20 protein-coding genes are annotated in these 25,434 nt (G+C 39.9%); 6 read left to right on the forward strand and 14 right to left on the reverse strand.

Translation table 11 applies throughout. From position 1 onward, the window contains the following. The first annotated feature begins 12 nt into the window (after nucleotides 1–12). Nucleotides 13–294, forward strand: coding sequence for an HU family DNA-binding protein (locus NYP69_RS02035; RefSeq protein ID WP_004112617.1), 282 nt, complete (start codon nucleotides 13–15; stop codon nucleotides 292–294). 101 nt (nucleotides 295–395) lie between these two features. Here NYP69_RS02035 and NYP69_RS02040 read toward each other — a convergent pair whose 3' ends face one another. The 6 genes from NYP69_RS02040 to NYP69_RS02065 all read right to left on the reverse strand — a co-directional run bounded on the left by NYP69_RS02040 (nucleotide 396) and on the right by NYP69_RS02065 (nucleotide 6,238). Further along, nucleotides 396–806, reverse strand: coding sequence for a Fur family transcriptional regulator (locus NYP69_RS02040; protein WP_004130708.1), 411 nt, complete (start codon nucleotides 804–806; stop codon nucleotides 396–398). Nucleotides 807–833: 27 nt separating this feature from the next. After that, complete coding sequence (gene purK / locus NYP69_RS02045; protein ID WP_004133225.1) at nucleotides 834–2,006, reverse strand: 5-(carboxyamino)imidazole ribonucleotide synthase; 1,173 nt, start codon at nucleotides 2,004–2,006, stop codon at nucleotides 834–836. Then, nucleotides 1,990–2,454: a 5-(carboxyamino)imidazole ribonucleotide mutase gene (purE, locus tag NYP69_RS02050; protein WP_396230290.1), complete on the reverse strand. Its 465-nt coding sequence runs from the start codon at nucleotides 2,452–2,454 to the stop codon at nucleotides 1,990–1,992. The genes purK and purE overlap by 17 nt, the downstream gene beginning before the upstream one ends. Before the next feature lie 155 nt (nucleotides 2,455–2,609). Next, complete coding sequence (locus NYP69_RS02055; protein ID WP_004133228.1) at nucleotides 2,610–3,251, reverse strand: ABC transporter ATP-binding protein; 642 nt, start codon at nucleotides 3,249–3,251, stop codon at nucleotides 2,610–2,612. A 167-nt stretch (nucleotides 3,252–3,418) separates the two neighbouring features. Beyond that, entirely contained in the window at nucleotides 3,419–4,843 is a 1,425-nt protein-coding gene (locus tag NYP69_RS02060; RefSeq protein WP_473412880.1) for an ABC transporter permease, read from the reverse strand. A 24-nt stretch (nucleotides 4,844–4,867) separates the two neighbouring features. Beyond that, on the reverse strand, nucleotides 4,868–6,238 hold the full coding sequence (locus NYP69_RS02065; RefSeq protein WP_004133232.1) for an ABC transporter permease: 1,371 nt from the start codon (nucleotides 6,236–6,238) through the stop codon (nucleotides 4,868–4,870). A 1,163-nt stretch (nucleotides 6,239–7,401) separates the two neighbouring features. Between NYP69_RS02065 and NYP69_RS02070 the strand changes: the two genes are divergently transcribed. The 3 genes from NYP69_RS02070 to NYP69_RS02080 all read left to right on the forward strand — a co-directional run bounded on the left by NYP69_RS02070 (nucleotide 7,402) and on the right by NYP69_RS02080 (nucleotide 10,815). Further along, the gene (locus NYP69_RS02070) at nucleotides 7,402–9,609 is read left to right on the forward strand and encodes an InlB B-repeat-containing protein (RefSeq protein ID WP_473412881.1); all 2,208 of its coding nucleotides are present in this window, start codon (nucleotides 7,402–7,404) and stop codon (nucleotides 9,607–9,609) included. Between the two features lie 607 nt (nucleotides 9,610–10,216). Next, nucleotides 10,217–10,537: a type II toxin-antitoxin system RelB/DinJ family antitoxin gene (locus tag NYP69_RS02075; RefSeq protein ID WP_473412882.1), complete on the forward strand. Its 321-nt coding sequence runs from the start codon at nucleotides 10,217–10,219 to the stop codon at nucleotides 10,535–10,537. Next, entirely contained in the window at nucleotides 10,534–10,815 is a 282-nt protein-coding gene (locus tag NYP69_RS02080; protein WP_473412883.1) for a type II toxin-antitoxin system YafQ family toxin, read from the forward strand. The genes NYP69_RS02075 and NYP69_RS02080 overlap by 4 nt, the downstream gene beginning before the upstream one ends. A gap of 130 nt (nucleotides 10,816–10,945) precedes the next feature. On the opposite strand, the gene NYP69_RS02085 is transcribed toward NYP69_RS02080, so the two are convergent. From NYP69_RS02085 to lepA, 3 genes are read right to left on the reverse strand one after another with little or no spacing between them, the layout of a single operon-like run. Continuing rightward, nucleotides 10,946–11,401, reverse strand: a complete 456-nt coding sequence (locus NYP69_RS02085; RefSeq protein WP_115793901.1) for a tripartite tricarboxylate transporter TctB family protein — start codon at nucleotides 11,399–11,401, stop codon at nucleotides 10,946–10,948. A 45-nt stretch (nucleotides 11,402–11,446) separates the two neighbouring features. Continuing rightward, complete coding sequence (gene hemW / locus NYP69_RS02090; protein WP_473413073.1) at nucleotides 11,447–12,712, reverse strand: radical SAM family heme chaperone HemW; 1,266 nt, start codon at nucleotides 12,710–12,712, stop codon at nucleotides 11,447–11,449. Between the two features lie 53 nt (nucleotides 12,713–12,765). After that, nucleotides 12,766–14,646, reverse strand: a complete 1,881-nt coding sequence (gene lepA, locus NYP69_RS02095; protein ID WP_020758421.1) for a translation elongation factor 4 — start codon at nucleotides 14,644–14,646, stop codon at nucleotides 12,766–12,768. A 181-nt stretch (nucleotides 14,647–14,827) separates the two neighbouring features. Here lepA and rpsT point away from each other — a divergent pair, with 181 nt between their 5' ends. Then, entirely contained in the window at nucleotides 14,828–15,088 is a 261-nt protein-coding gene (gene rpsT / locus NYP69_RS02100; RefSeq protein WP_004130697.1) for a 30S ribosomal protein S20, read from the forward strand. A 107-nt stretch (nucleotides 15,089–15,195) separates the two neighbouring features. Here the strand turns inward: rpsT and NYP69_RS02105 are convergent, their stop codons facing one another. The 3 genes from NYP69_RS02105 to NYP69_RS02115 all read right to left on the reverse strand — a co-directional run bounded on the left by NYP69_RS02105 (nucleotide 15,196) and on the right by NYP69_RS02115 (nucleotide 19,078). Beyond that, the gene (locus NYP69_RS02105) at nucleotides 15,196–15,924 is read right to left on the reverse strand and encodes a GntR family transcriptional regulator (protein WP_020757372.1); all 729 of its coding nucleotides are present in this window, start codon (nucleotides 15,922–15,924) and stop codon (nucleotides 15,196–15,198) included. 139 nt (nucleotides 15,925–16,063) lie between these two features. Continuing rightward, a complete protein-coding gene (locus tag NYP69_RS02110; protein WP_473412884.1) occupies nucleotides 16,064–17,485 on the reverse strand; it encodes a PTS ascorbate transporter subunit IIC in 1,422 nt (473 codons plus the stop codon). A 399-nt stretch (nucleotides 17,486–17,884) separates the two neighbouring features. Continuing rightward, nucleotides 17,885–19,078 (reverse strand): SLC13 family permease, encoded by a 1,194-nt coding sequence (locus NYP69_RS02115; protein WP_032817949.1) that lies wholly within the window; start codon nucleotides 19,076–19,078, stop codon nucleotides 17,885–17,887. Nucleotides 19,079–19,341: 263 nt separating this feature from the next. Here NYP69_RS02115 and NYP69_RS02120 point away from each other — a divergent pair, with 263 nt between their 5' ends. After that, nucleotides 19,342–21,057, forward strand: a complete 1,716-nt coding sequence (locus NYP69_RS02120; RefSeq protein ID WP_016635564.1) for an acetolactate synthase large subunit — start codon at nucleotides 19,342–19,344, stop codon at nucleotides 21,055–21,057. A 144-nt stretch (nucleotides 21,058–21,201) separates the two neighbouring features. Here NYP69_RS02120 and NYP69_RS02125 read toward each other — a convergent pair whose 3' ends face one another. Further along, nucleotides 21,202–22,167 carry a nucleoside hydrolase gene (locus NYP69_RS02125; protein WP_421778990.1) on the reverse strand — a complete coding sequence of 322 codons (966 nt, stop codon included), beginning with the start codon at nucleotides 22,165–22,167 and terminating at the stop codon, nucleotides 21,202–21,204. A gap of 17 nt (nucleotides 22,168–22,184) precedes the next feature. Then, nucleotides 22,185–25,358 (reverse strand): alpha-mannosidase, encoded by a 3,174-nt coding sequence (locus NYP69_RS02130; protein ID WP_473412885.1) that lies wholly within the window; start codon nucleotides 25,356–25,358, stop codon nucleotides 22,185–22,187. Nucleotides 25,359–25,434: the final 76 nt, after the last annotated feature.

The following is a 25,434-nucleotide window of genomic DNA, read 5'->3' on the forward strand; positions in this document are numbered from 1 at the left end:
AAGGATGCTTGTATGGCATACAACAAGTCTGATCTCGTTTCGAAGATCGCTCAGAAGTCCAACCTTACCAAGGCACAGGCCGAGGCCGCTGTCAACGCATTCCAGGATGTGTTCGTTGAGGCTTTGCAGTCTGGCGAAGGATTGAAGCTCACTGGTCTGTTCTCCGCTGAGCGCGTAAAGCGCGCAGAGCGTACTGGCCGCAACCCACGTACTGGCGAAACCATTAAGATTCCTGCATCTTACGGTGTTAGAATCTCTGCTGGTTCTTTGCTTAAGAAGGCTGTTACTGAGTAGGTTGAACCTTTAAGCGTAGACTTACAAGAACGAGGAACATCCCAATGTTGGATTTGTTCCTCGTTCTTTTGTTTTATGCGCTGTGTTTTATGCGCTCTAACTTAGTGCTCTAGTTTCTCACTATTGCAATCTTTGCACAGCCCAAACACTTCCAAAGTGTGGTCTATAACCGTGTATCCATGAGATTCAGCAATCTTATGAATCCAACCTTCATCGTCTGGAGGCTCTATATCTACAGTTTTGCCGCACTTTTCGCACACAAGATGATGATGATGCGTGTTTTCGTCACAAATCCTAAAAAGCTGCTGACCATTAAAACGCACAGTATCAACATCTCCGCTTTGTGCAAGCGTATTAAGCTGGCGATAAACGGTTGCAAGCCCAATGATTTCGCCATCTTCCACAAGCGCGCGATGTAAATTTTGAGCAGAAACAAAATTACGCGAAGCTCTTAAATGCTCAAGAACTGTTTCCTTTTGCTTAGTGTTTCTACGTATTGGCTCACCAACCATTATTTAACCTTTCGCCGCAAAAAACTTTTAATCAAGCTCGTCATCCCAACAACCTGTAGAGTCTAACATATTGGCTTCCTCAACAGGATTATTGCAAAGAACAGTAATATGACCCATTTTGCGATTCTTACGAATCTCCGCCTTGCCGTAATCGTGAACATGCCATTCTGGATGCTCCGCAATAAGAGCGCGAGTAGGCGCAACATGCTGGCCTAAAACATTAACCATTACGGCTGCAGAAAGCAGCTTAGGCTCTTTTAGAGGCCATCCAACAATGCCTCTAACATGAGCTTCAAACTGATCCATATCGCAAGCTTCAATCGTGTAATGACCCGAATTATGCGGGCGCGGCGCAAGCTCATTTACTACTACGCGATTATCTTTAGTAATAAACAGCTCTATTCCAAGCGTTCCAGCAAGCTTAAAGCCTTGAGCCAACCTAAGCGCTAAGCTATGCGCATCTTCTTGAATCTTAGTATCAACATTTGCAGGAGCCAAAGTCATGTGCAAAATGCTATTGTGATGCACGTTTTTTACAAGCGGATAAGTCACAAATTCGCTTCCATTTCCCGAAACAAGAATTGATGCTTCAAAAGCAAAGTCAACAAAACCTTCGAGAATAGAAGGCGGCATCTCTTGGCCATTTTCTAAGCGATTACGAACATTATCAACGTCTTCTTGAGTGCGCAAAACGTCTTGACCGTGGCCATCGTAACCACCTCTGCGCGTTTTAAGAATTGCAGGAAGCCCGATTTCTTCGATTGCTTTATCTAAATCGTCTAAATTGTTGACTTCACACCATTTAGCAGTTTCAATACCGTGATTGTTAATAAAGCTTTTTTCAAAAACACGGTCTTGCGTAACTCGCAATAAGTCGGTTCCCTGAGGAACAGCAACTAAATCGCGCACACTATCTAAAGCATCTGCGTTTACGTTTTCAAATTCGTACGTAAGCACATCGCAACTTTTAGCAAGCTTTTTTAAGGCTTCTAAATCGTCGTATTCTGCTTCAACTTGAAAATCCGCAACTTGGAACACTGGGCAATTATGCGCTGGGTCTAAAACGCCGATTCTAAAGCCCATTCTTCTAGCAGCAATCGCCATCATGCGACCAAGCTGACCGCCGCCTATAATTCCAATAGTTGCCCCTGGCATTAAGCACTTTACAGCACCATTAGTTGCTTCACATAAGCTCGGCATTAGATTCCTCAACCTTCTTTTTTAATTCTTTGCGGTATTCTTCAAGTTCTTTTTCTAGGCGACTATCTGTTGTGCTAAGCATGCTTACAGCAAGCAAGCCCGCGTTTGTAGCGCCAGAATTGCCAACAGCGGTTGTTGCAACTGGAATTCCGCCAGGCATTTGCACTATAGAAAGCAAAGAATCCCAGCCCGAAAGAGCATGGGATTTTACAGGAACACCAACAACTGGAAGCGTTGTTTGAGCAGCAATCATACCTGGCAAGTGTGCAGCTCCACCAGCACCAGCAATAATCACGCGAAAACCGTTTTTTCTAGCACTATGCGCAAAATCTGCCATAAGTTCTGGAGTGCGATGTGCAGAAATAACTTGCTTCATATACGGCACTCTAAATCTTTCTAAGATTTCGCATGCATGGCACATTGTTTCCCAATCGCTAGAAGAGCCCATAACAACCGCCACAACAGGTTTTGAATCTAAAATATCTGCCACAACAACCTCCCGTATATGCGTAAATACGCGGCTTATGCGCAAAGTTTATACGCAAGTTTTACTTTACGCATAAGCACGGAAAAATGGCTAATAATTAGTGTTTTATTAATGTTTTATTGCTTTTTTATTAGCTGCTTATTTTTAAGAACATATTTTACGTCTGCAGCAGCCGCAACATCGCTAGAATGCGTTACAACAATCACGCATTTTCCGCGTTTATGAGCTGCATCTTTTAAGATTGCTATAACTTCTTTAGTTGTGTTTGGATCCAAGCTACCTGTTGGCTCATCGGCAAGAATAACAGGCGCAGAAGATACAAGCGCTCGCGCAATAGCTACGCGCTGCTGCTGGCCTCCAGAAAGCTTTGTTATATTTCTAGTGGACTCGTCTTCACTAAGACCCAGCTCTTTAAGAATCGTAGAATCCGCCTTTGGGCTAACAAGACGCAAGTTTTCTACAGGAGTCAAATAGTCGATTAGATTAAAACTCTGAAAAACTAAGGAAACATTATTCTTACGATGATTAGCATAACCGCCATTCTTGGAAATATCTTGACCGTTAAACAATACTGCTCCACTTGTTGGCGAGTCTAAACCAGCTAGAAGAGATAACATGGTGGATTTTCCAGCTCCCGATGGCCCCGTTATGCTATAGATTTTCCCAGCTTCAAAATCTGCATTAACATTTTTAAGAACCGCAATATGAGTCGCTCCATAAGAGTAATCAACGTTGTTTAGTTTTAATAAAGTTGTCATAATAAACTCCAATATTCTATTAGTCTCTATATTTTATGAATCTATATTTTTTATAAATCTGTGTTATAAATCTACTTATTATTTTTATGCTTACTTCGGCATATTCACTTGTTCTGCTCACTAATCGCAAGCGTTATGTGCATAAAAATACGCCACTTTAATCTCCTCTAACTAATTGAGCTGAGTATAGAACGCGGCTTTTTAAGCATTATTGGCACAAATGCAATGCATAGAGACGCAAACGCTATAGCGAATCCTAAAAGAATAGAAAACGCTGTTTGGCCAGTTAGCAAAGACTGATTTGGCGAGTATGTAATTGCACCATTTGCAACATTTTCCAATAGCACTGATCCAACACTAGACGATATTGCAGCACTAATCGCAGTAGACGCCAGCGAGCAAAATGCGGATATTATAAAAACTTCTATAATCATTTGCAAAGCTATAACACGTTTTTCTACACCAATTGCCATTAGAACGCCAACTTCGTGAATCCTTCCTCGAACCCAAAAAACAAGAACTAAGCCAAGCACTATGATTCCGACTAATGCAAGACACATTAAAATCATTGTTACTAATTGCTTAACTGTTTTTACGGATTGAAGAACGTAGGCAAATCTTTGCGCATTATTTTCTACAGAAAGCATGCCGTTGCCATAGTCTTTAGCGATTTTATTGGCTTCTTTTAAAGCTTTTTCTAGATTATTTGAATTTTGCATAACGCACTTTATAGAACTGCGATTTTTACTTCCAAACAAGTAAAAAGCGGATTCTAAATCAGTTATTACGCGATTTTCGGAAGAATCGGAAGGAAGCGCACCTTTTGTTTGCATCTTGCCAGAAAAAATGCCAACAACCTTAAGATTAACGCTTTTGCTGCCTTGTTTTAGAGTTAAAACAGATCCAAGTTTAAGATTATTTTGTTTAGCAAAGCTCTTGTGAATTATTGCAGATTTTGCGCGCTTAAAATCGCCAGCAACCGAAGAATCAATATGATTGCCTTCATCAAGCTTATATAATCCTTCTTGGAATCCCTGCGCTAACTGTGATTTAGTTGTTCCCGTTATTGAAACAAGCGAGAACATTTCATCATTGTCTAAACGCGGACCATTTATTGGCGCTACGATTTTAGCGTTAACAGGATTTGCTAAAACATCTTTTTCTTCTGCAATGGTTTTTATTCCACTAATCTTTTTAAACTTTGCAATAAGACTTTCGGGAATTCCCTCGTTTTTTTGCAAATCTTGAGGAATATCTTGCTGCGATTGTTTAGAAGAATCACTGACGGAGTCACTGGCTGAATCGCCAGCAGAATCGCCAGCAGAATCGCCAGCAGAATCGCCAGCAGAATCGCCAGCAGAATCGCCAGCAGAATCAGACTCTGGCAAAGTCTGCCCTTGCGTTTTTGCGTAAACACTAAATCCTAAACCAATGTTTGAAGTTATTTGATCCTCTAGATTTTTTACGCAAGCAATAACACTCGCTTGGCAAATAAGCGCGCTAAGAACAACCGTAATAATCAAAGCTAAAATAGCACTACGTCTTGGTTTTCTAACTATAGCTAGCCAAGATCTTTTTATAATTTGAGTCATTTTACACCTACTTTTGCATGCCAACTACTTTTGCATTCCAAGCAAATCTCTAGGAGACTTTCGCAAAATAGGAAGATAAGACAACGCAACCGCAACAATAATAATCATTAGAACCATTAATGACGATTGAATTAAGCAATCGGAGCTAACTTGAACAGCAATCTTATCTAAGGTTCTAGTGGCCATGCTTGATTCCAAGTTTCCTCCAGCTTGACCCATTGAGCTAAGCTGCTGCGCGGCGGAATTTTTTACCGAACCTAATGCGCAATCGCTAAACCAAGGAGATATTGCGCTAGCAAAACCATAACCTATTGCAATAGCTGGAATCGCAAGCAACACAAGCTCAAAAAGCTGCTGCAAAACAAGGGAAACTTTGCTAATGCCAATAGAAGTCAGAACGCCAATTTCTTTTCTACGCTCATTAATCCAAAGAATAAGAACCAATCCAAGAGCCACAACAGCAAACGTGCTTACTGCAACAACAGTTATATTCATCATGGATTTTACGCCTTTTGCTGCGCCAATCATACCTTGAACAAACTGGTCATCTCGAGTAATCTGATAGCTTTGCAAATCAATCGGAAGCTTAGACGCTTCTTCAATCACAGAGTCTGCGTCCGCTCCTTTTTTAACCTTAAAACTTGCGTCCTGATATATCTCTTTTCCAGGCTTATATTTGTAAAGCTCTCTTGTTGTTTTCAAATCTGTATACACAGTATTTGCAGTTAATTCTGCACGCGTTGCAACTGGGCGATTATTAGCTCCGCCGTAAATTCCAACTATGCGTGTTTTTACTTGCTCAGTAGAGTGGTTAAGATTATCGGCGTCAAACGGGTTTGCTTTGAGCGTTAATGAATCCCCTAATTTTAAGCCATTTAGTTTTGCTAAATCTTCGTGGATTAAGGAAGCATGCTCATCTGATTCTTGCAAAGCTCTACCTTTAACCATGTGAATTGACTTTGTTTTGAACGCATTTAAGCCCTTAGAAGAGTTTGTTCCTTCTAGGTTTACAGCGTTGCCGAATTGCTTTTCTCTACGCGCATCGTAGTCTTGAACACCTTTGATTCTAGCTGCTTTTGCGTCAACTAAATCGGCAGTAACATTTTGACGTAAAACATACGAATCAACGTTTTTAAGTGACGCGATTTTTTTAACATCACTTGGCTTAACAGTTCCTGCTCCCCTTGGAGTTCCAGGATTTACTTGCGGATTATTTGCTAAAACAAAACTAGATTCTGCTTGTTCTTCTACCTTTTTGCCCTCTTTTTCTGCAGCAATCGCAACTGCAGAAGATGCCAGCAAAAGCGTTGAAATCAATGCTAATATTACAAACACTATTGCTGTTTTTACTCTTTTTCTCAAAACGTAGCGTATTGCGCGAGAAATAAATGTCATTGACTACCATCCTCATCGAACACTTGTAGTTAAATCGTAGTTATTCAATCATTAATATCAGTACTAAGTACAAGCCGCACAAATCATACAAAATCGTATAAGCCACAAAATCGTATAAGCCACACAGCAAGTACAATCACGTAGCCTATATTATTTACCCTTATAAAACACTGTGAATAATCTGTTTATTATCTTCAAAAATCTTAGAAAATTTTATGAAAATTACTGATTTTCAATAAAAAATATATGACATATTATTATAATCATTTGAAATAATTTATGCGACTAAATGTTAATGAAAGAAAATTTATTAATCGATTAGCAAGTTTTACAACTTGAGACTTTACAATCAAAAAAATTTATTTTGCATGATTTGACGAGGATTTGCATGGTCATTTTGTAGGATTTGCATAGATAAATGCGCGTAAAACAAATAAGGCGAGCACATTGCGTTACAAGTGCCCGCCTTAGTTTATTTATGAGATTTATGTTCTGCGATTAACTTGCGATTAATCACAACAAACTTCTCAATCATTCTCTTTCAGCACAATCTTTCAGCACAAGTTCTATAAGTTTATCCGTATAATCAGCCTTTGCTAGATTTTGTACTTTTATCTCCCCAAGCTATTGTTTCATCCATTTGGCCACCCAATACATTTTTTAATAGAATATCAATCATTGCAAGGCATACAACACAAGGCATATAAGAATAAAGAACTTATAAACTATTGCATAAATAAACGCTGAGATGATAAACTATTGGCTCGTATTGTAGTTGGGCACATCTATATGGAGAGAAGTCAATCAATGAAACACGGGCATGCTATTTTATTTTTGAAACGAAAATTTCTAACCTCCTTCCTAATTTTCACCTTGGGGGGGGGGGGCTGTTCGTATCTTCATTAACAACATTTTCCAGGGCGTCGTTTGCAAACACTAATAACAATATTCAAAACAATCAAGACATTCCTGCGCCATTTTACGGTGGATCAAACGTTAATAGCCCACTATTAGAAGTTGGAAAATACGCCTCTCTGAAAATCAGTGCAACCAATGCGTCGGGCAATGCTGTAGACGCAAAAAGCAGCGATGCTACTAATTATTCAGGAACTCTTACGCTAAATATTCCATTCAACGAGGTTCTTAAAGCAACTAAGCAACAAATGGAATCTTGTAAAGACAAAAAAGCTAAGCTTGATTTTAGCTACTCGCTATCTTTGCCTGAACCTATTGAATGGAAAAAAGACTTCAAAGTTGAGAATAACTCTTCACTAGTTGCATTAGCGAGCGCAAAAATTTCTACTCGTCATAAAAATACAATCAAGCTTATTGTTAATTTAGCGGAAAATACGTGGGAAACATTATATAATTCTCGTGATTCCAAAACCGTAAATCTAACTGCTCATTTTTCGTTTACAAAAAGCTCACTTGAACAAGTTCAAAATAGAAACATCACTGGTACAGGTATTTTAGATTTGTACGAAAAAGATAAAAACAGCGGAAGCTGGGTGCCTGGATTCGGATTCACATATATTACTCACGAGCTGAACATTCCACTTCTTGGCGGTGAATCTACAATAAGCAATCCTCTTGATGCAGATAAGCAAAATTATAATCAGCTTATTTACAGCAATGATTTAATAAAAAACAATAAAAACGAAAACATTACATCAATTGGCAAATTCGTTTTATCGGGAACTGCTCAAAAAGTTACGTACGAAGATTACAGCTCTCCTCTTATAACTAGAGATGGTCTTGAAATAAGCTCTAAGATTAGCAGCAATCCATTCAAAACCTCTTTAGAAAATGTTGAAAAATGGTTAAAAACAAAGATTAATGATGTTTCAAGAGTGTACGTATCGAACTTAAACGTATCAATCAAACTCACGTTTAAGTTGCCTAAAGAAATATCGTTATCGCCTAGTAGAGAACTTCCTGACGACCCATCAAAACACTACCCAAAGAAATATGGCGGAGTGAGAAACGACCCAACAACGCTTTTAGGTGATTTTGGTGATTTTGCGCTCAAAGATGTAAAAGAAGAAGGTCATACTATTACAGCAACCGCGTACCTAAAAGACTGGTACAAAGGCAATCAGCTGATGAAGCCTTACGCCTACTCGTATGATGAGATTAAACGTAGGATTAACAATTTAGTTGACGAGATAAATATTAAGTTTATTCCAATATGGTTTAACACCGATGCACAAGCTGGAAAACACTACAAAATCGAAGGATCAGCGCAAGGTGAGCTATCTGGAAAAATCAATTACGTATATAGAAATCTTGGAGCATACGACTCGAACAAGCTTATACCTTTTAACGTTAAATTTGGCGACGAAGACGTAAAAATTCCTGTAGAAGCTCCGTACAAGATTCATTTTAAGTTTGAAAGTGGTACCCCTAACCAAACGTTGCCTGAGTATATTGGTAAGCAATATGCCTTAAAGTCGATTGATGTTTATAAAGGAAAGTCAATCACTATCGATAACTCTACTTTGCACAAAACAACTAATGAGATGTTTGAACCTGATCCAGAAATAGTTGGCGACGGCACTAGGATGACTGGCACTTGGGTTTTTGACGAAATGGCTGGGTGGAAGATTGATGGACAAGGCGAGCCTGTTACGACTATTGAAAATGTAAATAAAAACATTACTTTAGTTGGAACGTGGAAGTTTATTCCTGTAGAAGATTCTGCGCATAGAAAAGTAACATTTAAAAACGGAGAAAAAACTATTGCGACTGTTGAAGTAGAAGCTGGAAAGAATATTGAAAACGATTCTTTAGAGAATCAGTCTATGCCGGCAAATCCTACTAAAGTGGGTTACACGTTTAAGGAGTGGAATACAAAAGCAGACGGAACTGGCGCTAAATTCTTAAGCACAACAAATGTGATATACGATATTAAAGTGTATGCAGTTTACACTAAGGATTCCAATCCGCAGGATCCTCAAGATCCAGATAATCCCAAAAATCCAGAGGATTCAGAAGATCCGCAGGATACGCAAGATACGCAAGATCCACAGGATCCAAATAACAACTCTGAAAGCGGTTCAATTCTCGACTTAGATAATGGCTCAGAAGATGAAAGTAATCATAAAAGCAGTGGCAATCAATCGAACAATGTTAATGCTCAAAACAGGCGCGACAATAAATCAAAATCGCTAGAATCAACTAATTCAAATCAAACTAACGATTCGGCCAATTCAAATAAAAGAGGCGTTGTAGATAAACTTGGCACTGCCATGCAAAATACACTGCCAAGAACAGGCGTAGACAATTCTCTCGCACTTTCAATAACGGCTATAATTACAACAATCGCGCTAACAACGCTATTAACATCGCTTATTGCAAAAAGCAAAAAATAATCTATAAGCATAGCGCACGAAATAAAACACATAAAAATTGAGGCGAGCACATTGCGTTACCAAAGTGCCCGCCTTAATTTATTTATGAGATTTATGCTCTGCGATTAACTTGCGATTAATCACAACTAATGCAAATGCTTAGTCAAACGACTAGCGCACAAAGACACATAAAAACAGAAACTTGCTTATGCTTCACAAAAAGATTTTAACCCAGACGTCTAAAAGTTTTTGACGTGAGATTCAAAAACTTTGAATTTTTACAAATTTTGACACTATAACTCTTACGACGGCATTAAGGCGATTAACCTTACGGACTTGCTACTTAAATAAGCGCACACATTGCAAGAAAGCGTATCTTGTAACAAGAGCAGCAGGCAGTAAATGTAATACAATCGTAATATATTGTAAAACGTTTATAGCATATTGTAAAACATTGCAATACATTGTAAAATGTAATAAAAGTTGATAGCTGAATATCAAAAACTAGAAAAACTAGCGAAACTAGAAAAGCTAGAAAAACAAATCAAAAACAAACAAAATTAACGAGTCAAAAAACTAACGCACTTATAGAAGCAAAAATTATAAGTATAAAATCAAGGAGCATATTATGGCAATCAGCGCAACCGAAACAGCAACACCAGCAAAGTCCTCAGCAAAAACCGCAAGCATTAACGTGCGAGTTACAAAAGAAGTTAAAGCACAAGCAGAAGAACTATTCGCCAGCTTCGGCATAACTCTAAGCGATGCAATCAACATGTTCTTACACAAATCGCTTATGGTAGAAGGGCTCCCATTCGACTTAAAACAGCCAAAATACAATAAAGAAACAATCGCCGCGTTTAAGGAATATGACTACATGAAAGCGCATCCAGAAGAGTACAAGCGCTACGACAATGTTACCGAAGCATTGGAGGACGCACTAAAATGAGCCTAAAAGTCGTATTATTAAATTCATTCAAAAGAGATCTTAAAAGAATCAAAAAACGAGGATACGATATAAGACTCTTAGATAGTGTAGTGCGAATGATTGCACAACAAGAAAAGCTTGCTGAAAGATACTGCGACCACGCACTTACAGGAAACTATTTAGGATTTCGAGAATGCCATGTAAAGCCAGACTGGCTGCTTATATATCGCATAGATAACGATGACGTAGTGCTTGTACTTTCTCGAACAGGAACACACTCAGACGTATTTAACGAATAGATTTTTAAGAAATAGCAAATCGAAATAAAAACAAATAAGGCGAGCACATTGCGTTACCAAAGTGCCCGCCTTAATTTATTAAAAACAGTTTTATTTATTTATAAACACACCTAAATCGACCTAAATACACTTAAATCGCAGTGCCGTGCTCGTCTAGGCGCGGATTTTGCTTAGCGTTACTAAAACTAAAGAACAGCCCAAACACGCCCAAAGCAAACAACACAGCAATCGTTACAACAAGCACCATTGGTTGGCTCGGCAGCCACATAATTACCAAGAACGCAAACGCAGAAAGCAAAAGCACAGCCCAAGAGCACACGCCAATAACCTTGCGAACAGCATTCCACGTATCGTCTCCAGCCTGAGCGCGCTTAATATTGCGCTCCATCTTACTCTGGCTTTGCGTAACGCTAGAAGATGGCTTCCATCCATCAACGCCATTTTCTTGAAGTCTTCTTGAATGTTCTTGCAAATTGTACTCGTCAATCATTCCACCGCGACCGCGACCATTTGTTTGATCGTATTGAGATGGGATTCCCCTACGACTCTGCCTGGCTTTTGCTCTACGCTCCTTGCGGTTTGCCATGATTGATTCCTTTCTACATTGAATTTTCACACAATACGAATCATTTTAGCGCATAACTAAGCCATTTTGGCACGCGTCAACAATTTTTTCGATTAATAAATCGTTTAATAAACGACCTTTTTGAGTGGCAATAATACGATTTTCGTTCAACACCGCCAAATCTTCTTTACACACTTCGATTAGCACTTTTTGCAAATACGAATCGTCAAATTCGCAATTGGCTTTACGCATCTTTGCGCACAATTCATCAATACTAAGCCCTTCCCTAATGCGCAACCCAAGCATTACTTCTTCTATTAACGCGTCCTCACTGTTTATACACTCGTAGTTTTGCCAGGGCACGTTTCCTACATTAATCGCCTGCGCCCAGTGTTTTGGATGCAAAATATCCCAAGATCTAAGATTGTAAAACTTGCTTGAATCCGCCAAAACAGCACAATCATCCATGCTTTGCTTGCTAAGACCGCTCGCCGAATTGTAATGCGAATGCGCTCCAGGGCCAATTCCAGCCCAATCAATGTTCTTCCAATATCCAAGATTGTGACGAGACTCAAAACCAGGGCGCGCCCAGTTAGAAATCTCATACCACTCTAGGCCAGCAGAACTAAAAAGACTATCTGCCAACTCGTATTTTGCTGCTTCATCATCGTCATCTGGCGCTTGAATTGTGCCAGCAGCAATTTGGCGACCCATTTTTGTGTGCGGCTCCACCGTTAGCGCATACGCGGAAACGTGATTAACACCCAGGCTCAAAGCAATTTCTACAGACTTTCGCCAATCATCTATGCTCTCCCCTGGCGCGCCATAAATCAAATCAACACTCGAACGCAAGCCACAAGCGTTCGCCGCCTTAACTCCGCGCTCTACGTTTTCTGGCGTATGCGTGCGGTCAAGCGTTTTTAGCACATGCGGCACAGCCGATTGCATTCCAAAAGATATTCGCGTAAATCCGCCTTTTGCAAGCTCTTCAACATAATGCTCGTCTGCAGTGTCTGGGTTTGCTTCCGTAGTGACTTCTGCACCAGGCATAATGCCCCACAATTCGCTGATTTCGCGCAAAATTCGCACTAAATCTTGCGCTTTAAGAACAGTCGGAGTGCCGCCACCAAAGAAAACAGATTGCGCTTTAGGCTCGAAAATCCCGTGAAATTCTTGCCACTTTTTTACAAGACGCATCTCGCGAATCGCAACATCCGCGTACCCACTTCGACTTGCGCCTTCTCCCAAATCTCGAGCTGTATACGTGTTAAAATCGCAGTAACCGCATCGACGCAAGCAAAATGGCACATGCACGTACACTTCAAAAGGCATGATTGAACGCGAATCTTCACTAGTATTGTTCGATTCAAAATTCAATATAAGCCTCAGCCTTCGGATTTTTGCGCAGCGCGAATCTTATCTTTAGTGTCTCTATCGTTTGCGCTATCGTCTGTAGCTAAAGCTGCAACAAACGCTTCTTGCGGAACTTCAACGTGCCCAAGCATCTTCATGCGCTTCTTACCAGCCTTCTGTTTTTCTAGAAGCTTGCGCTTACGCGTAATATCGCCGCCGTAGCACTTAGCGAGCACGTCTTTTCTAAGCGCACTAATCGTTTCGCGCGCAATAATACGCGAGCCAATCGCAGCCTGAATTGGAATCTCAAACTGCTGGCGAGGAATAAGCCCGCGAAGCTTCTTAGTCATCATAACGCCGTAAGAATAAGCCTTATCTCGGTGAACAATCGCACTAAAAGCGTCGACCTTATCTCCTTGAATAAGAATATCTACCTTAACAAGATCTGCAGCTTGCTCTCCATCTTCGTGGTAGTCAAGAGAAGCGTAGCCCTTTGTGCGGCTTTTAAGCTGATCGAAGAAGTCAAAAACAATTTCCGCAAGAGGAATCCTGTAGTGCATTTCCACGCGGTCGGCACTAATGTATTCCATTGTGCCCATTTCTCCGCGATGATCTTGGCACAAATCCATAATCGCACCAATAAAATCTTTTGGAGCAATAATGTCGGCAGCAACCATTGGCTCAATAATGCGCTTGATTTTGCCTTCTGGAAACTCGCTAGGATTAGTCACATGATGCTCGGTACCGTCTTCGCTTGTAACGTCGTAAGTTACGTTTGGAGCAGTTGAAATAAGATCCAAGCCAAACTCGCGGCTTAAACGCTCGGAAACAATCTCCATGTGCAAAAGGCCTAAGAATCCGCAACGGAAACCAAAGCCCAATGCAACAGACGTTTCTGGCTCGTAAATAAGAGCAGCATCGTTAAGTTTTAGCTTATCTAGCGCGTCTCTAAGCTCTGGGAATTGCGCGTTATCGATTGGGAAAAGACCTGCGTAAACCATAGGCTTAGGGTCTCTGTAGCCCTCCAACGGCTTAGCCGCAGGGTGCGCAGCACTAGTAATTGTGTCGCCAACTTTAGATTGGCTAACGTCTTTTGCGCCTGTAATTACGTAGCCGACTTCTCCCGCTCCAAGCGCCTTTGTTGGAGTCATATCTGGGCTAATAACGCCGATTTCAATAGGATCGTGCGTCATGCCAATGCCCATCATGTGAAGCTTTTCACGCGATTTAAGCTCGCCATCAACCATACGAATATATGTAACAATTCCGCGATACGAATCGTAGACGGAGTCAAAAATAAGCGCGCGAGCAGCACCATTAGGATTTCCACTAGGAGCTGGCACTTCCAGCACGATTTGGTCGAGAAGATCTTTTACACCTTCGCCAGTTTTGCCAGAAACGCGCAAAACATCGCTAGGCTTGCATCCAATTAAGCCAGCAATCTCTTCTGCATGCTTATCTGGCTCCGCACTAGGCAAATCGATTTTGTTTAATACAGGAATAATCGTTAAATCGTGTTCGATTGCCATATAAAGGTTAGAAAGCGTCTGCGCTTCAATACCTTGCGTTGCATCCACAAGCAAAACTGCACCTTCGCAAGCTGCAAGCGCACGCGAAACTTCGTAAGTAAAATCAACGTGACCTGGAGTATCAATCATTCCAAGCGAGTACTCTTTGCCGTCAAAAGTCCACGGAACTCGAACAGCTTGCGATTTAATAGTGATTCCGCGCTCTTGCTCAATATCCATGCGGTCCAAAAATCGGTCTCGCATCTCGCGCTCTGGCACAATTCCCGAAAGCTGCAAAATGCGATCTGCTACGGTAGACTTGCCGTGATCTATATGCGCAATAATGCAGAAGTTGCGTATCAGCGATTGATCCGTAAATCCTGGCTGGTTATGCGGTGTAATCAAAGCAAATATCTCCTTTTAAGACTATACGAGCAATCAAATATGCGAAAAGTATTGCAACAACTAATGTTAGCAACTTGACTACCCTAGAAACACTTGACTACTCTAGAAACACTTATCCATAAACCATGCTATGCTTGCACACTGTATGTCCTTAGTATAGTAAACGTCGTTTGGAGTAATAGTGGCAAACATTAAGTCGCAGAAAAAGCGCGTGCTCACCAATGAAAAGGCACACAAGCGTAACGTGGCAGTGAAGTCTGCTTTGAAGACTGCTATCCGCGCTACTCGCGAAGCCATTTCCGCTGGTGACAAGGCTGCCGCACAGGCCGCTTTTGCAGTAGCTTCTCAGAAGCTCGATAAGGCTGCAGGCCGTGGCGTGATTCACAAGAATCAGGCTGCAAACCGCAAGTCTGGTCTTGCTGTAGCAATCAACGCTCTTTAATAATCGCATATTGCGAATTGATTAGAGTTTGAAAAATCCCCGCTACCATTGATTTCATTTGGCAACGGGGATTTTTGTATTCTAAAGAAAGAAAATAGCACAAAAACTCACGAGCTAACGTGCATCTTAAACTGAATATCTCCATAATTAGGCGTATGTATACCAACGCCAAAGGCGATTATAGAGCCAAAAGAATCTTTAACAATCGACTCAACAGTAAGCGCTGGAGTTTTTGGCTCAACATGTAAGAATTCAGACATATCGTCGCATAACTGTTCAACGCGAATTAATAAATCATTTTCGTAAAGCTTTACAGCATAATCACTTTCCAAGAAATTCACTATTGATTGCTTAGAAAAATCGATATTCAAAACCTTAGGGAATCTAGATGCCGAAAGATAAACAACAATATAACTTGATAAAACGTTATCAACGTATTTTAGTCGTTTTATGCAAATCAAATCTTCTGATTCGTCTAAACCAAGCTTATGCGCAGCCGACTCGTCTTTAACAATGCTGTTTTGAATAACCTTAATTCGCACGTTTGTATTGTTTTCGGAATAATTTTGATAGAATCCTTGAATTTGATCTGATATAACTTCTCGATTAGAACTATGAACAATATTCTTTGCTCTAAAAGTTCCTTTTCCTTGGATTCTAACAAGCAAGCCTTCTAGTATCAAACTATCTACTGCATGCCTAAGTGTTATTCGACTAACGTTGTATTGTTTGCATAATTCTAATTCTGGAGGGAGCTGCTCCTGCGGCTTCATTAAATCAATGCGCTTTCTAAGATTATCGCGCACTGCTACATATTTAGGCACACCTTCAGTCACAATTCACTCTCCAAACAGAATGATTAGAAAAACAATTGTAAGAATTGCCTAAAATCCTACGATTCTTAAGCCTTATGATTCTACGACAATTCTTACAAAAATGCTTTTGAATACATATAGAACTAATAGTATCAGTTTATTAGTCCAATATGTAATCCGACGCGCTAGAAGCAGAATTGTTTGTTGCTAGCGATTTAACTTTTTTGTTTTCTAAACGAGTCAATATTATTGACGACGCATAGAAAAGAACGTATAGAATAGCGATTGCAACAATAAGCAGAATCCTTCCTCCAGCAACATTTGAGTAGCCAAATATTACTCCTGCTACACCATAGTCAGCGTCGGAATAGGTTGAGTTTGCAGAGCCAAGATTTCCCAAAACAGGCAAAAGAAGCAAAGGCAAGAATGTAATAACAAGGCCATTAACAAAACCGCCTATAACGCATCCTCTTCTACCCGCTTGACCATTGCTAAACACTCCCGTAACGCCACCTGCCATAAAGTGCGCAACAATTCCTGGAATAACAACCGTTGTGCCAGCCAAGGCCATAATGACCATTCCAACAATTCCACCTGCAAAGCTTGCAAGGAATCCAATAAGAACGGCGTTTGGAGCAAAACCGAATGTCATAGGAGCATCCAATGCTGGCTTAGCATTTTTAACCAATTTTTCGGATATTCCCTTAAATGCTGGAACAATTTCGTCTAAAACAACTTGAACGCCTGCAAGAATAACAAAAACGCCTGCAGAGAACATTGCTGCTTTAAGAATAACGAACACAATAAAGTTCTGGCCGCCAGAAAGCTTAGTCTCAATAAACTCAGGGCCTGCAAAAAGAGCAACCACAACGTAAATAACTGCCATTGAAAGCGCAATCAAAACAGTTGTATCTTTTAAGAATCCAAGAGCAGACGGGAACTTAATATCTTCGGTAGACTTAGACGGATGCTTTTTAGAGCGCGTAAGCTTTGCAACTAAAGTTCCAATAAGAACACCACTGCTAGCAGGGTGACCAAGAGCTACGTCATCTTTGGCGGAAGCTTTACGCATAAACGATTGCACCAACGCTGGAGAAATCGTAATCAATAAGCCTTGTGCAAGAGAACCAATAACAATAAGAGTTAAAGTATTAAAACCTGCAACATTGAAGATTACTGCAATCATACTAGCCATGTAGAAAGCAACGTGACCAGTTAGATAAATGAATTTGAAACGAGATGTTAGAGAAAGAATAATGTTTACAGTCATTCCAAAGAAGAAGATGAGAGCAGATTCTGAGCCGTACTTTAAAAGAACGGTTCCAATAATTGCCTCATTGTTTGGAACTACACCTTGAACGTGGAAAGCATATTGGAACATGCTTCCAAATGGATCAAGCGCTTGAGTTACAACGCCAGAGCCTGCAGCCAAAACCAAAAACCCAACCATTGTACGAATTGAACCTTGTACAATGTTGGAAATACTTTTGCCTTGAACTGCAAGTCCAATCAAAGAAATCATCGCAACTATTACAGCTGGTTGACGGAAAACATCGAGCAGTATAGAAAGAATACCGTTCACAGTTCTCTCCTTATTTTGTATGTTAACATTTTTAGGCGCATTTTGGCATGAAACGAAAATTACAAGAGAGATAGTGTAATTAACTAAGTCAAATAAGTCAAACCAGAATGCTCGAATTTATTTAATTCAAAAGTCATAATAATAGATAAGCCAAGACATAAATTTGTTATAATGTTATATTCAATTTATGGTGACTTTTAGGCATATCTTGAATAAAATGAAAATTATTACGTATAATCACTATTTAACAGAAAATAATATAACAAAATCGTATATGATACGAAAATTAATAGTCTTTTATTAAGCAACAACCTAAAAATATGTGAAAATAATCACAATAATTCTGTCAGAAGACACGCCAAAAGACACGCCCACAATGCAAAAATCACGCAAAAAGCGCTACTCAATAATCCAGGCCAAACCAATCAAAACAGCTAAGAAAAGAAGATTCACAATTGTGTACATAAGCAAATAGCGACCCTTATTATGAGGATACTTATGCGTAATACTCTTGTACGAAATCAAAGATGCCATAGACGCAATAAGCGTTCCCATGCCGCCAAGATTAGTGCCAATAATAAGCATCTTCCATTGGTCGCAGAATCCAGAAAGCAAAATAGTTGTTGGAACGTTACTAATCATTTGACTAGAAACAACCGAAACTTCCATAGGGTGAGAGCCAACCCACATTTGTGCAATCTCGGTAAATCCAGGAACCCTGCGCATGTTTCCAATAAAAATGAAGAACATTATAAACGTAAGAGGCAAAGCCCAATCCAAAGCGCGGAACACATGCGAATCGCAAATAATAAAGGCAATAACAACTGCCAAAACCATAATCCAGTCTGGAATCCAGCCAGCTACTCCACACAAGCACAAAATAAACAAAAGGCTGTAAACAACAACTCGCCATTGAGTAAAGCCAACACCGTAGCCCATAACGCGAATCTCGTCTGGCTTAGGTGATTTAGAATGCGGAGCTAAAACACCTTGCTCAATGTCGTCTCCGTGCAATCCTTCAAACTGATCGACTTTTCTAGAACTAAAGAACACAAACGCAAACGCAATCATAAGAATCGCAGCAGTAAGCGTGTACGGAGCCATAATGGAAAGAAAGTCGCCAGTAGACATTCCAGTAAGCGCTTTAAGATACAAATTGTGCGCATTGCCAATAGGAGTTAGCATGCTTCCAACGTTTGCACCAATCGTCATTAAAGTAACAATAAGAATCGCGTGCTTTTCGGCATTCGCCATCATTAAAACAGAAATCGCAAAAGGAACAAAAGTCACAAGAGCAACATCGTTAGTAATAAGCATTGCCGAGAAAAACGTTAGAGACATAAGAACAAGAACTAATCCTCGCTCAGTCCTAACTCTTCTAAGAAGATTCGCGCCAATGCTTCTAAAAACGCCTATTCGTTGGAATCCGCAAACAACCATCATTAAGCAAACAAGTTGAGAAATAGTGTTTACGTGAATGTAACTAAAATATTGCGCATCAGGCGGAACGAAAAAACAAGAAATAACAGCTAAAACGGCGGCCACAATAAGGATGGTCTCACATTTGACCAAATTCAGAAGCCAACGCCTCATCATTCCTCCGCAACTAAAATAAACGACTCTTTCAATTGTATAAGAAACCCAATCCAAAGAGGCAAAAATTCCCGACAAAATCGTTGAAATAACAAAGCACAGGGTGCTAAAAGCGCTTTAGTTTTGCCACAAAGCGAATATGTAAAAATCCGCCCATTTTTGTGACACGCGCAAAATGCACATGTCTTAGAGTCTTATATTATAAATGGAAAAGAAGTCGTAAGGCTAACAAGCACATTAAGCACAAAGCGAGAAACGCAATTATGACAAATCAAGAATCGCAAGCTCAAAAAACAGCAAGCCATAAAAGAAACACAGCAGACTTAATCGTAGAATGCCTTGTAAACGAAGGCGTTGAGGTTGTTTTTGGAATCCCAGGAGAAGAAAATATTCCGCTTTTAGAGGCAATTGAGCGAAATGGAAACATACGCTTTGTGCTTACTCGCCACGAGCAAGGCGCAGGCTTTATGGCCGCAACTTATGCACATATTACTGGAAAGCCAGGCGTATGCTTGGCAACGCTGGGGCCTGGAGCACTAAATCTTACGCTTCCTGTAGCTCAAGCAAATGCAAGCACAACTCCGCTTGTTGCAATATGCGCTCAAGGAAACGTTTCTAGACTTTACAAGGAATCTCACCAAATCATTGATTTAGTAGCACTATTCCAACCAATCACTCAATGGTCTTCTATGATGCTTGCTCCAAGCACAGCTCCAGAAATGGTTCGCAAAGCTTTCTCAATCGCTCAAAGAAAGCGCCCAGGAGCAACATGCCTTGTTATTCCAGAAGATATTAGCGAAATGAGCGTGCCAGAAGATGCAAAGCCACTTCCGCTTCCAAAGCCGTTGCATATTCTTCCAGCTCCAGACACAATTTACGAAGCTGCTAAAATAATTAGCCAAGCAAAAAGGCCGATTATTCTTGCAGGAAACGGCGTTGCAAGAAGCCACGCTCAAGAACAGCTTCTAGATTTTGCAGAACAGCTTAATGTTCCAGTTGCAACAACGTTTGAAGGCAAAGGCGTGTTCCCAGATAATCATCCGAACGCTCTTGGCGTAGTTGGATTTATGCATAGAGATTATGAGAATTTTGCTTTCGACACAGCAGATTTGATTATTGCTGTAGGATTCTCAATTCAGCAATTTGACCCTAAGAAGATTAATCCAAATATTGACAAGACGATTATTCACATAAACACATTTGTTGAAGACACAGACGCTCACTACCCTACTGCACTAAACATTATGGCAGATATTGCTCAAACGCTTAAAGCGCTTACAAGTGTGCTTAAAGATAGAAACGTTACTTTTGACGTAACTCACCCAAAGATTCGTCAAATGATTACAGACGAGTTGCGTTCGTTTGAAAACGATAACAGCATTCCTATGAAGCCTCAGCGCGTTGTTTACGATACTCGTCGTGCTGTTGCAGAAGGAACTAAGGTTCTTGTAGATACGGGCGCACTAAAAATGTGGATGGCAAGGCTTTACCCAACAATGCATCCAAATACGTGCATTATAGACAACAGTCTTTCTACAATGGCTTGGACTTTGCCTGGAGCTGTTGGAGCATCGTTCATTAAAGATAATAGTGGAAAAATCAACACAAAGCCTGTTCTTGCTGTTATGGGCGACGGCAGCTTTATGATGAACGTTCAAGAGATTGAAACCGCTGTTCGCGTTGGTTCTAGAATGGTGGTTTTGGTTTGGGAAGATAACGCGTACGGTTTGATTAAGTGGAAGATGGACTTGCACGCTGGAGAACACGAATACGTTGATTTTACTAATCCAAATGTTCCAAAATTGGCGGAAAGCTTTGGCGCAAGAGGCCACGTTGTACAAAAGCCAGAAGACTTATACAACATGCTTAAAGAGGCTTTGGCTCAAGAAAGCGGTGTTGACGTTATAGCTTGCCCAGTGGATTATAGCGAAAACATGAAGCTTATTGAAAAGCTTGGAGACATTGACTTCGGCAACTAAAGTATATTTATACTGAAAATATATGCATTAATTTATACGCATTAAATATAAATACGACCGAGTTTGTGAATAGCCATAAACAAACCTCGGTCGTATTTAAATATTATTTCAATATAGAAAGCATGTTGGTAAAAACAAATTTTGCTAATCTACAACATGCAAAGTACGATAAATGTAATTTTTATATTTTTCGGGATTAAGCCTACTACATATTTCAACATTCGGAGTTTTACCAGAGAAGAAATTAGCATCAACAAGAACTGAGCCATAACTTGGTCCAGGAGTTGCATCAACTTGGCAATAATATTTTGTGCACTCGCTTATACATTCGGGATATAACGCAGCGGCAACGGCAGATGGATCAGCCATATCTAGATAAGCATCTCCAAAACGGCTAATATTCATTTCCATTAATTCCCTATTACAATCAATTACAAACTTACCAAGTTCTCCACTTTTGCGAATATTAGCAATTTCTTGTGGATTCAGCATACATTCTCCCAAGCATGCGTCCCATCCAACAAACATAATATTTTTAAGACCAGAGTCAACTAATATCTTTGCGGCTTCTGCATCTTGCCAAATATTGAATTCTGCTACAGGAGAAACATTTCCACGTCCTAAACCAGCAGATCCCATAACAACTATGCGACCAACTTTTTTCATCGCTTCATAATCAACCTTAATAGCTAGAGCAATGTTAGTTAATGGCCCTAATGCAATAATGTCTATTTCACCATCTTCACTGTTTCTCAAAGTTTCAATCATTTTCAAAACAGCATTACCATTACTTTCTTTCAAACGATGAGGCACTAGACCAATATCACCCATTCCATCTCTACCATGAGTTTCATGAGCATAAGACAAATCGCGTAAGAGCATGCTTCTGCTTCCTTTATATACAGGTGGCTCATACGAACCAGCATGCTCGATAGTAGTAAGCGTATTAATAGTCGCTTGTTCCATGCACACGTTTCCTGATACAGTGCAAAACATTAATATCTCATATCTAGGATCATTTAAAGCCATGGCAATTGCCATAGCATCATCCGAACCACAATCTGTATCTATTATTATTTTCTTTTTAGAATAAATTCCTTTATTTTCCATAAACTCTCAACATCCTATCAATTAATAGAAACTGTAGTTTCAGATGCAACGTGAATACGCAATGAGCATAGCTGAAAAGGACGTAATTCTATATTTAACTCATCATTATTCTTGTGCAAAGCTATAGGCATACCGTGCAACAATGGCATTTCCATAAGATCTACTTCTTCGATTGAGGCCGCACGCAAGATTTTGTTGAGTTTTATTTGCCCACTTGCGCAGCCACCACATGGCTCGTAAATACGCAAGATTATGTCTCCAGAACAATCGTCAGCTAGCTTAACCCAATCTAATGCAATTAGGCCTGAGTTTCTATGAATCGTAAACAGCGGATCTACATCTGGAAGCTTATCAATGATTGGCGAATTCAAAAGATTAGCCGCACTTAAAACTGAGTCCATATTTGCATCAGCAATAAATGACCAAGTAAATTCATGCTTACCTTGATCCGTATTTGGATCTGGGTAAAGAGGCGCAGAAAGCAAAGATAATCTGAGCATAGTTCCATAAGATGAAGAATAATCGCCAATAGGAGAAGCATCAGCGCCATAAGTAGACGAATTCGCAACAGCAACAGCATACGAGGAATCTTCTATGCGAACAAACCTATGCGTGCATGATTCAAATTTTGCATCGTCACTACGAGTATTTTTTACTATTGGACGTCCAACTAAACCATATTGACACTCATATTGCGCATTATTTGAACATATAGATGTTGGCATATCTACTTTCAAAAATTGCTCTTTAGCTTTCCAATCAACTTGCGCACGGAAATCAAGTCGTTTAACACATGGCTCTAAAATTATATTTGTTTTAATCTTTATATCTTTTTTACATGCCAAGATTTCAACAGACACACCGCCCGATAAAAGTTCTTTAACACAAACAATTGAAGAATCATCAATCTTACGATTCCTCATAAATGCATCTCGCTCAACATCCCACGCATCCCACTGAGATGGCTCATCTTTTAGTATCTCGTATTGCGCCATGCGATAACCAGATGGAATTAGCTCGCGATTAAATTTAATATCTTTAACAGAAGACACTGTGCCATCGCGTTCAATAGTCACACTTAAAACACTATTATTAAGAATTATTCCACCATCATTTTTGTGTTTTACAGTTGTTTTACTATTTTTACTGCTTTCATTGCATCGATACAAATTCCAAGCAACATCATTTTTACCTGTATAAGTCAATAACTTTACATTTTCACGCATATTAATCGCGCTGTTAGTGCCAATACTGCCAATAGTGCTATTAGTGCTGTTAGCTTTTACAATCGCATTAGCAATATCTGAAATAATCTTACGTAAACAAGAAATATCTCTAGCATATTCTTCTCTAGCTTGCCTATGAACCCATGCAATAGCAGAGCCTGGAAGAATATCGTGGAACTGGTTCAATAATAAAGTCTTCCAAATTCTAGTAAGCTCATTGTTATTAAAACGGTATTCTGGCGCATAAACTCGAACTAAAACAACAAGATATTCAGCTACGCGCAACAATGATTCCTCCATGCGGCAATAGCGCTTCATATCTTGCTGAGAAGTAAGAGTTTTTCTATGCAACTCTAGATAAAGCTCACCCTTAAACACTGGTGTATCACCATTTGAATCGTCAACAATATCTTTTCGTATTTTTTCAAACAACTCATCAGGAGTGCCGAAATCAACTCTAGGAGCACCCTCTAGATTACGATCGCGCCTAATACGAGCAGTCATTTCGCGAGTAGGCCCGCCACCGCCATCGCCAAAACCGTATAGCAATATTGCGTGATCAGATAAATCTTTATCCAAAAAATTGCGTTGAGAATAAACTAACTCATGCATGCTAACAGACGAAGCATAAGTATTAGATGGAGGAAAATGAGCCAAAATCCTAGAACCGTCTATTCCTTCCCAAAGGAAAGAATGATGCGGGAATTTAGTGGTATCGTTCCAGGAAAGCTTTTGAGTTAAAAACCAATCAAATCCAGCGCGGCGAGCGATTTGAGGCAATGCTCCAGTATAGCCAAAACTGTCTGGAAGCCAAATGCCATGCGGATCCACACCAAGATGCTCCTTAAAATAGCGCTTGCCAAAAATCATTTGGCGAATTAAAGATTCACCACATGGCATCATTACATCAGACTCAACCCACATACCGCCAACGGGTATAAAACGTCCTTCCTTAATCCTATTTTTCATACGCTCAAACAAATCAGGATGCTCGTTTTCTAGCCACTCGTATTGTTGAGCAGAACTCATAGCATAAGTAAAATCAGGGTCCTCATCCATAAGAGCTAAAACGTTAGATACAGTGCGCGCAACCTTTCTGTGCGTTTCGCGCACAGGCCATTGCCAAGCAGAATCAATATGAGCATGACCAACAGCCGTATGCTTTATAGAGCTTGCTGCAGCAGGGCTACTTAATACATCATGCAACGCTTTATGAGCATTTTGAACAGTAGAAAAATCATGCTCATCATACGCGTTTAAGGATCGCTGTAAAGCTTTAGCCAGTTTCCAATAACGCGGATTATCATCATTTAATTCGCGCATCAAAGAACTTACAGTCTCAAGATCCATATAATAATCAAAAATATTGCGATTAAAAACGGTAACGTCAATATACTTCAACATATATTGGCATTCAGTTTTTCCAGTAGCACGCTCTCCTAAATCAGTAGGAGAAAATGGAGTAGATCCTTCAACAAATGGATTGTCTGCAGCTTCCAAATATAAAGTAAAATTACCATTTTCATCAATACTAATAGAACGATTATTATGCTCATCAATCAATGGAACCCAATGATTACAAGGGTTTACAGCTTTTATAACTCTTCCGTCAACGTTATACACTAATCCTTCGGCTTGAAAACCAGGAAAAAGATTGCTAATCCAACCTAAATCAACATTTAGCTCAACTTTGCGCCCTTTTACCTTTGAAAAATCAATCGACCCTGTAACTTCAAACCACGTTGTGCCCCAAGTTGTTCCCCAAACACATGGAGCATTAAATGAGCGAAACGCAATATCGTTTCTTTTTAGCTTAGAAAAGAATTCGCTAGAAGAAATAGGTTCTCCAGCAATCTCATATGCTCGAATTTTACAATGCGATAAAACAGTATTTATATACGGATATAAGCGTTGTTGCATAACTCTTGTACAGCGACTCAACTGCTGCTCAGGTAATAAAAACATTGTTTCTACACTTCTTTCTTACACAACTACACATTTATACATAAATAACGTATCTCTGTATATAAAGACAAAACAA

The organism is Gardnerella sp. c17Ua_118 (assembly GCF_055804255.1).